Source organism: Thomasclavelia sp., assembly GCF_047249845.1.
Lineage (GTDB): Bacteria > Bacillota_I > Bacilli_A > Erysipelotrichales > Coprobacillaceae > Thomasclavelia.
In genome coordinates this window covers 1-9,552 of the sequence record NZ_JBKTWO010000068.1, presented here as the reverse complement: position 1 = coordinate 9,552, position 9,552 = coordinate 1, and the positions used below count along the sequence as shown (strand labels likewise).

At 30.1% G+C, this 9,552-nt stretch carries 8 protein-coding genes; 7 read left to right on the top strand and 1 reads right to left on the bottom strand.

What is annotated here, in order from left to right; all coding sequences use genetic code 11:
* The coding region (locus ACLR9T_RS12645) for a polysaccharide biosynthesis C-terminal domain-containing protein (protein WP_413109863.1) at positions 1-387 on the top strand (387 nt) is incomplete at its 5' end.
* A gap of 216 nt (positions 388-603) precedes the next feature.
* Here the strand turns inward: ACLR9T_RS12645 and ACLR9T_RS12640 are convergent.
* On the bottom strand, positions 604-1,188 hold the full coding sequence (locus ACLR9T_RS12640) for a TetR/AcrR family transcriptional regulator (RefSeq protein WP_003535907.1): 585 nt from the start codon (positions 1,186-1,188) through the stop codon (positions 604-606).
* 89 nt (positions 1,189-1,277) lie between these two features.
* Here ACLR9T_RS12640 and ACLR9T_RS12635 point away from each other — a divergent pair, with 89 nt between their 5' ends.
* The 6 genes from ACLR9T_RS12635 (at position 1,278) to ACLR9T_RS12610 (ending at position 9,071) form a co-directional block, all read left to right on the top strand.
* Entirely contained in the window at positions 1,278-2,330 is a 1,053-nt protein-coding gene (locus ACLR9T_RS12635; RefSeq protein ID WP_413109862.1) for a hypothetical protein, read from the top strand.
* A gap of 131 nt (positions 2,331-2,461) precedes the next feature.
* A complete protein-coding gene (locus ACLR9T_RS12630) occupies positions 2,462-3,274 on the top strand; it encodes an FAD-dependent oxidoreductase (protein WP_413109861.1) in 813 nt (270 codons plus the stop codon).
* Positions 3,275-3,556: 282 nt separating this feature from the next.
* The gene (locus ACLR9T_RS12625) at positions 3,557-4,798 is read left to right on the top strand and encodes a PTS sugar transporter subunit IIC (protein WP_022007599.1); all 1,242 of its coding nucleotides are present in this window, start codon (positions 3,557-3,559) and stop codon (positions 4,796-4,798) included.
* A gap of 2 nt (positions 4,799-4,800) precedes the next feature.
* Positions 4,801-6,078 carry a 6-phospho-beta-glucosidase gene (locus tag ACLR9T_RS12620; protein WP_009299953.1) on the top strand — a complete coding sequence of 426 codons (1,278 nt, stop codon included), beginning with the start codon at positions 4,801-4,803 and terminating at the stop codon, positions 6,076-6,078.
* Positions 6,068-7,111 (top strand): SIS domain-containing protein, encoded by a 1,044-nt coding sequence (locus tag ACLR9T_RS12615; protein ID WP_413109860.1) that lies wholly within the window; start codon positions 6,068-6,070, stop codon positions 7,109-7,111. Before ACLR9T_RS12620 ends, ACLR9T_RS12615 begins: the two co-directional genes overlap by 11 nt.
* Before the next feature lie 100 nt (positions 7,112-7,211).
* Positions 7,212-9,071 (top strand): BglG family transcription antiterminator, encoded by a 1,860-nt coding sequence (locus tag ACLR9T_RS12610; RefSeq protein ID WP_413109859.1) that lies wholly within the window; start codon positions 7,212-7,214, stop codon positions 9,069-9,071.
* Positions 9,072-9,552: the final 481 nt, after the last annotated feature.

The window sequence follows — 9,552 nt, the reverse complement described above, 5'->3', positions numbered from 1 at the left end:
ACACAGTACTTGATTCCTAACAAAAAAGATAAAATCTATATTGTGTCTGTATTTCTTGGTGCAATTGTAAATATAGTAATAAATTTATTATTGATACCATATTTTCAAGCTTTAGGAGCTTCAATTGGTACCTTATGTGCTGAATTTAGTGTATGTGCTTATCAAACATACATGGTAAGAAATGAAATAAAAGTTTGGAGATATTTTAAACAAAGTCTACCATTACTGATTAGTGGAGTTATTATGTATATTGGAGTAGTTAATGTTCCATTTATGTCAAGCAATTTAATAACTTTAATTATTAAAATACTTGTTGGAGTGTTCATATTTTTATTCTTTGTTCTATTGTATTATAAGGTAGGACTTAAAAATATATTAAGGAACTAAATATTATTTAGATGCTCTTTGAAGTTATTTATAACAAATTAAATCTAAAACAATAAAACTCTATTGAATAAAAATAGATGGTCGGTTTTTAACTGCCATCTATTTTTATTATTTATTAATGAATATTAATTTTATAATATATATAATAAAATTCTAATGTAATTATAGTAAATAAAAAATAACCAATAAGTTACTTATAGCCCGAACAATTATCATTCATGTTGCATTATTCAAATGCTTTAAATAAGAGATTGTTTTATTTATTTGTTGTTTATACCAGGTATTATCTAACTCCTTAAAAGAAATACAGGCATTATAAATACGCCCACGAGAAAATTCTAGAATATCCCAAGTTATATCTTTACAATCAGCTTTTTTTGTATAATCAATAATCTGTTGGTTTAGTAAAATAAAGATTGGCCGTTCTTCTGAAAAAAAGTACTCATCATAATGATTTAGGTGGCATTTATAAATAGTACGATCAAAATTTATGTTATCAATGTCAACCATATGATAATAGGTATCTAAGATCTGATAGATATTATCAAGTGGATCATTAGTTAGTTTTAAATTTCTAAACTGCTCATCACATTGTTGATAAATATATAAAATAGCTTCCTCTTTACTTTTAAAATATAAATAAAAGGTTCCTACTGAGATATTTGCTAATGTACATATATCCCTTATTTTTATATTGTCAAGATTTTGATCCTTAGATAACTGTTCTAAAGCCTTAATAATATTAGTTTTAGTGTTTTCTGCCTTACTTGTTTTAATGTTATTCATAATTAATCCTTTCATTATACATTTTATCTTAAAAACATTGTAAGCGCAAACAATGAGTGTTAAAATATAAATATGAACAAGTTCAGTTTTGAAAGGAGACTACTATGAAAAGTATTTATGAACCATTATTTGAACCGCTAAAAATTGGGGATGTTGAGGTGAAAAATAAGTTTTTTATGGCACCGATGGCAACAATCGTAGATGTTGATGAAGATTATTGTTATACCCAACAAAGTATTGATTATTATGTTGAAAGAGCAAAAGGTGGCGTAGGTTTGATTATAACAGGAGCTAACTGGGTTGAAAATGACGTGGAACCTCATGCTCGCTGCAGTTTTCCTTGCCCAAATATGTTACCTTTAAAATACGAACATAAGGCTAAGGAAATGACTGATCGTACTCATGCTTTTGGAACAAAGATATTTTTACAATTAACTGCTGGTTTAGGTAGATCGGCGCTGCCTAATTTCGTTGATATGAAAGATTTTGTTGCTCCAAGTCCAACAACAAATCGTTGGATTCCTAATGCACCTTGCCGTGAACTAACGACCGAAGAAATTGAACATATTATTGAGAAGTTCGGTGATGCAGCAGTTATTGCTAAAAATTCAGGTTTTGATGGGGTCGAAATCCATGCTGTCCATGAAGGATACTTATTGGACTGTTTTACAATGACTTTGTTTAACCAAAGAACCGATAAATACGGTGGAGATTTAAAAGGACGCTTACGCTTTGCTACAGAAATTGTTGAAACAATTAAAAATAAATGTGGTAAAGATTTTCCAGTTATTTTGCGTTTTTCAATTAAGAGCTATATTAAACAATTACGGCAAGGTGGCTTACCAGGTGAAGATTTTAAAGAGTTAGGAAGAGATATTGATGAGGCTATTGAAGCTGTAAAAATATTGCAAGAAGCTGGTTATGATGCTTTTGATGCAGATGCTGGTACTTATGATTCTTGGTATTGGGCTCATCCACCAATGTATTTTGAAAAAGGTATGTATTTACCATTAGTTGAAAAAATTCGTGATGCTGCAAAAGTACCATTATTGATTGCTGGAAGAATGGATGATCCAAAAATGGCTGTTGATGCTCGAAACAAAGGAACTATTGATGGAGTTGGATTGACGTATTTATTAAGGATCCTGATTATGTAAATAAATTAAAAGATGGATTAGAGGCATTAATTCGCCCATGTTTAGGATGTCATGATGGCTGCTTTGGGCGTTTATTACAATCTGGGTTAGGTAGTTGTGCGGTTAACCCTGAATGTGGACGAGAAGATACTGTGGGTGTCGCACCAGCATTTGTAAAGAAAAATGTTGTTATTGTTGGTGGCGGACCAGCAGGATTAGAAGCAGCTCGTGTATCTGCTCTTCGTGGTCATAAAGTTACTTTATTTGAAGCAACAGATCGCCTTGGTGGTGAATTATTAGTTGGTGGTATGCCTAAGTTTAAAGACGATGATTTAGCGCTAGCTTCTTATTATACAAATGAATTAGAAAGATTAGGTGTAGATGTTAAACTAAATACTTTAGCTGATGAGGCGGCGATTGATGCATTAAAACCAGATAGTTTATTTATCTGTGAAGGTTCTAGTCCAGTGATACCTCCAATTGATGGTGTTGAAAATGCGGTACTAGCTAATGAAGTATTGACTAATAAAGTAGCTGCAAAAGATAACGTAGTAGTTATTGGTGGTGGTCTTGTTGGATGTGAATTAGCGTTACATTTGGCACAAAATGGTAAGAAGGTAACAATTATCGAAGCCTTACCAGATATTTTAAAATCAGGTATTGCTTTACCGCCAATGAATGAATGGATGCTTCGTGATCTATTAGCATTTAATAATGTTCGAATTGTGGGAAATGCAAAAGTTAGTAAAATCGGTAATCAAGAAATTAAAGTTCTTCAAGATAATAATGAAGAAACTATTGCTACTGAACAAACTATCGTTGCAGTCGGTTATAAATCTAAACATGATTTATTTGATAAATTAAAAAATAAATACACATATGTATATAATTTAGGTGATAGTAAAGAAGTGAGAAATATTCGTGGTGCTATTTGGGACGCTTATGAAGTAGCACGAAATCTTTAATAATAGGGCAAATGATAAAAAGATTTAGGTTATTTAATTAGTACTTTTTAAGATGGGAGTTTCAATATATAATTGAAACTCTTTTTTATTTTCATATTAGTATGAATTGAGGAAAAATAAATTAGTAAGTAAGAAGATATATAGAAGAAAGATAAAATAATTTTAATTATGCAATTATTTCCACTAGCCAAGGGAAATTTTAACTATTCAAATAAACATACTTTCTCTTTATTATTAGATTGTACAAAGAAGAGCGCTCGTGGAAATGAGAGGAGAAAAATAATGAATAAAATATTAATGTTTGTTGAGGATAAACTAGTACCACCATTAAATAAGATGGCTAATCAGCATCATTTGAATGCAGTCAAGAACGGTATGATGGTTACAGTTCCATTAACAATCATCGGAAGTATCTTTTTGCTAATTCCCAATATTCCAATTGATCCGATTCAATCATTTTTTGAACCATACGCTGCTATGATTACAACAGTTAATACAATAACGATTGGGATTGTTGGGCTGGTTGGAGCTGCTAGTGTAGCTTATTATTTTGCTTTAGGCTATACGGATATTAAAATTGATCCATTAATTACAGCATTTGTTTCTGTTGCCGCGTTTTTATTGGCGACACTAACAGATGAGTATGCGATTAATCTTGAATTATTTGGGACAAAAGGATTATTTACAGCTATTTTAGTAGCATTAATGTCAGGAATGATTATGCATTTTTTTCAAAAGAGAGATCTTGTGATACATTTTCCTGATACAGTACCACCTCTAGTATCAAAATCATTTATGTCATTGGTTCCAGCATTTGTCATTTTGACAATTATATGGATAATTCGTGTAATTTTAGGTATTAATGTTAATCAAATTTTAATGGATTGTTTCTCACCATTTGTTTTTGCATTAAATACTCTACCGGGATTCTTGGTTTTCATGTTTATTCGCTCAATGTTATGGAGTGTTGGTATTCACGGTGGAGCTGTTTTGGCTGTAGCTGATCCATTTTTTCTAACTATGTTTGGAGCAAATGCTGCTGCTTTTGCAGCTGGAACTCAGCCACCTTATATTACTGCCAGTGGATTTACTATGTTTGTTTTCTTAGGTGGCGGTGGTGCTACTTTACCGCTTGTCTTGATGATGATCCGTTCAAAAGAAAAAGGATTCAGTACATTAGGAAAATTATGTTTACCAGCAAGTATATTTGAAATTAATGAACCAGTTGTTTTTGGGGTACCATTAGTTATGAATCCATACATGATGATACCCTATACTTTGTCAACATTAATTTTATCAGCAGGAACATATCTATTAATGCTCTTCAATATTATAGGAAGACCAGTAGCTAATATTCCATGGACAATACCACCATTATTTTCACATTATTTAGTTACTGGTGGGAATATTCCTGCTGTTATTTGGGGAGGTATTTCACTGTTAATAGCAGGATGTATATATTATCCATTCTTTAAAGCAATGGAAAGACAACGTTTAGCAGTAGAAAAAAGGATAGGAGCATGAGTATGAATAAAAAGTTAAAAATTGCAATTGTTGGAGCAGGGAGTTCGTATACCCCTGAATTAATTGAAGGATTATCGGAACACCGTGAAACATTACCAGTAAAAGAAATTGTTTTATTAGATATAAATGAAGAAAGACTTTCAATTATGGAAGGGTTTGTAAAAAGATATGTTGGTTATTTGAATTATGATGTGAAAGTATGGAGTACAACATCAAGAGAAGAAGCATTCACTGATGCTGATTTTGTTTCAACACAAATTAGAGTTGGGGGAAATAAGGCGCGAATAAAGGATGAAAAAATACCCCTAAAATATGGCTTGATTGGACAAGAAACAACTGGAGTAGGAGGAATGTTTAATGCATTTAGAGTAATTCCAGTTATGATTGAAATAGCTAAAGATGTTGAAAAATATTGTCCAGATGCTTGGATTATCAATTATTCAAATCCAACAGGATTAGTAACTGAAGCACTAAATAAAGTTTGTAATGTTAAAGTGGCGGGATTATGTGCTGGAGGAATGCGACCAAGATGGTGGGCTGCTGAAGCTTTAAATATTCCAGAAGAAAAAATCTATTATGATTATTTAGGATTAAATCATATGAATTTTTCTTATAATATGACTATTGATGGAAGACCGATTACTGATGAAGAATTTAGTAAAGTTATAAAAAAATGTACAACTGTTTCACAAGAATGGATGGAAACATTACACTTAATTCCGAGTCAGTATACACAATATTATTTTCATACGAAAGAAAGAGTACAACAATTAAAAGAACAAGACAAGACTAGAGGTGAAGCTATTCTTGAATTAGAAAAACAAATATTTAGGGAGTATGCAGACGAATTAAATAATCAAAAACCAAAAACTTTAGCTAAACGTGGCGGTGGTGGATATTCCAAAGTTGCGATTGGTGTTATGGATGCGATTTATAATGATAGTGGAAAATGGATGGTTATCAATGTTGCTAATAATGGAACAGTTCGTTTCTTAGATGATGATGCTGTTATTGAAACAGCTTGTTATGTAAGTAAAAATGGCATGAAACCATTAACAATTGCTCACTATCCTAAAGCTGTTATCGGACTTATTAGTGCAGTAAAAACATATGAATCATTAGCAGTTGAAGCGGCAATCACGGGAAATAAAAAACTAGCATTAGAGGCTCTTGTTGCTCATCCATTAGTAAGAGATTATGATGTAGCAAAACCACTTTTAGAGGAGATGCTGGAAGCCCATAAGGAATATCTTCCACAATTTTATCATCATGGAAAATAAGATGTGGGGCTATATTGATGAGCAAAAAGTTATTTTGGAAAATATTCTTTCTTTACAAAGAGATACATTTTCTACTCTTTCTAAGACATTTATAAGTCCTAAAGAAATTATAATTACTGCATCAGGTACCTCATTAAACGCTGCAATGTTAGTGAAATGTTTGATTGAAAAAGAAGCGGATTGCTCGATTATAGTGGAAAATCCTTTTCAGTTAAGATATTACTCAAAACATTTATATAACCCCCAAAATATACTTATAGTTATATCTCAAACAGGGAAAAGTACGGGTACATTAGAATGTCTACAAATAGCTAAACAGCATCATATACCATCCGTTTCAATAACGGCTAATGGTGATAGCCCAATCGCAAAAAAAGCCAATATTCATATTGATATGTTGTGTGGAGAAGAAAATGTTGGTCCTAAAATTAAAGGATATAGTGCAACAGTACTAACTTTGCATTTGCTATTGTTGAAAATAACTCAAAATCCACGGTATCAATCTATCACTCAAGAATATTATCAAAGTATCCAAGAATTACCTCAAAATATAAAAGCTTCCCTTTGCTGGTGCCAAAAAAATAAGCATTGGGCTTTAGCAAAAGCAATGAGTATCGTTGGTTTTGGAGTGAATTATCCAACTGCTAGAGAAGGAACGCTAAAGATTTTAGAAACAATGCAAATTCCTGTGATGAATTTTGATATGGAAGAGTTTATGCATGGTCCGCATAGAACGATTATTAAAGATTCTTATATTGTTCTTATTGATACTGATGGATGTGGAAAGATTTTGATGAATAATTTTATTGATTTTATAAAAACTAAAACAAGCAATTATCTTATTATTTCAACTTTAAAAACAAGTAATGAAAATATTATTCACATTAATCAGCATTCATATACATCTTCATGGTTAAATGCTGTGATACCTTTTCAAATTATGTGTACTTATTTACCAGAATGTAATGGGATTAATTCATCTGATTCTGTATACGGTGATTTTGCTACTACAGTAGGGACACGGATTGAATAAAATAGATCAGCCATTAAGGCTGATTTATTTTGTCTATCTGTTATTTTACAAATAAATAAAACTTATTATATAATTGAAATAATAGAAGGAGGAATTAAATATGAGTGTTGTTACTAAGAGACAATTAAATCTTTTGCAAGTATTTATGGATTCTAATAGATATTTAACTGGACAAAAACTATCTCAATTATTGAATGTGAGTTCTAAAACTATTAGAAATGAAATTAAAATACTTAATCAATTGATGAATAACTTTGCACTTATTCAATCAATTCCTTCTCATGGTTATCAAATTAGTATTTTTGATGATGATTTGTTTAATTGTTGGATTGATAAAGTATCTAAGCAATGGAGTTATTTTATTCCTACAAATCCTTTAGAAAGGGCTTATTATATTTTAGGTTTAATGCTCGAAAGTCAAGAGTTTATTAAAATCGATGATATATCTGATATTTTATTTATTGATAGAACTTCTGTTAGTCGAAGTTTAAAATACATAAGAGAACGGCTAAATGATTTTGACTTAAAAATAGTGCAAAAAACCGGTAAAGGATTAAAAATAGAAGGTGAAGAATTTCGTTATCGATTATGTATGGCGGAATATATTTATCATAAGATAGGGATGTTATCAACGAAAATTGGTGAAGATCATGAATTTATAGATGAATTAAGAAAAGTTATTTTTAATGATGGTATTACGATGCCCCAAAGGGTATTTCAAAATTTTATTATACATATTCAAGTTCAATTGAATCGTATTCAAAGAAAATGTTATATCTCATTTCATGATAATGAGATTGAAAAAATGAAAATGGAATATGAGTTTTTAGTAGCAAAGGATGTTTCAAAAGTTATTAATAAATATTTTCATATTGAATTATCAGTAGAGGAACAATGCTATTTAGCTATTCATATTTTAGGAAAAAAAAGCAATTCAACTAGTGCAATCGAAAGCTGTATCAATGATCAATTAAAAGAAGAAATTGATATAATTGTAGAAAAAATGTTCAATCAGGTTAAAAAAGTCTTTAATATTGATTTTCACAATGATATGTACTTAAGAAAAGCATTGGGGATTCATATCAATCCAATGGAAAATCGTTTGAAATTTAATACTTATTCACGAAATCCGCTGATTTATGTTATTAAAGAAAATTATACTCTAGCATATATCTTGAGTATGGAAGCATGGCTTGCTATTTATAATAATGCAGATTATATAAACGTTGAAGATGAAATAGGCTATATCGCTATTCATTTTCAATATGCTTTAGAGAGAAGGAAAAGAAATATTGCGAAGAAACGGGTTTTATTAATTAATGAGTACAATGTGGCAATGAGTGAATTATTAAGTTTCTCTATTTTAAAAAGATATAAAGATTCATTGGTTATTGAAAAAACAATCTCTGCTGGGGAACTTAGTAAATATCATTTAGAAAGTTATGATTATATTATTACAACTGTACCACTTGATGAAAGCCTTGATATTCCTGTTATACGTATTCATCCTATAATAACTACTCATGATTTTGAAGTTTTAAATAAGTATTTTCGACAAATTAATGAGTATAAATTATCTGATTTTTTAAAAAAAGAAGATACTTATTTTATTGATTGTGAAACAAAAGATGATGTTATTTCATATATATTTGAACATGAAAGTGTCTCATTTGAAACATTTTATCATACAAATCCATTAATTGGTTTTGAAACAAGTTTACAAATTGTTATTCATTATATGCCTATCTATAATCAAAAGAGTTCAATAAACGCTTATCTTTTATCGAAACCGATTGTATGGAAAAATAAATTAGTTAAAATTATTTTTGTATTGAAATTAGGAATCGATAGTGAACAGCTTTTACAAAGCTTACAAGAATTCTTCTTTCAAAAAGAATGTATGGATACATTTTTAAATAATATGATTTTAGAAGAAGGCGATGAACATAATAAGTCATAATTGTAAATGTTTATACGATACACATAAATATAGTTATGGTATAAAGTAGTTTACTTTTAATCGAATTGAAATTATATATAATTGAGGAAATAAACTGATTTCCTTTTTTTATTACTGTTTTTAGTGAATTTAAAGGACGTAAAAAATTGGAGCGACTATGCTGTTTGTTTATAAAAAATGATTATAATGGTATAATCAGAGACGAAGAGAAAAAACATAAATGATAACGATGTAGGATCAATTTAAAAATGCGAGGAGATATGAGAACTAGCGAAACAGAGAGAGTCAGAGCTGATAAGTAAACAGTTAGATATGATAGCCGGGGTAGTGTTTGAAATCGATAATTTTGATATATTAAAGAAGAAAGTTGAAGTTATTGTGGTACGATATTTATAATAGAAGTTTTTGTTAAAGAGGTGAAGGTAGTATGATAAGAAGGCATTATTTATTTTATGGTCGTGTCCAAGGTGTAGGATTTAGG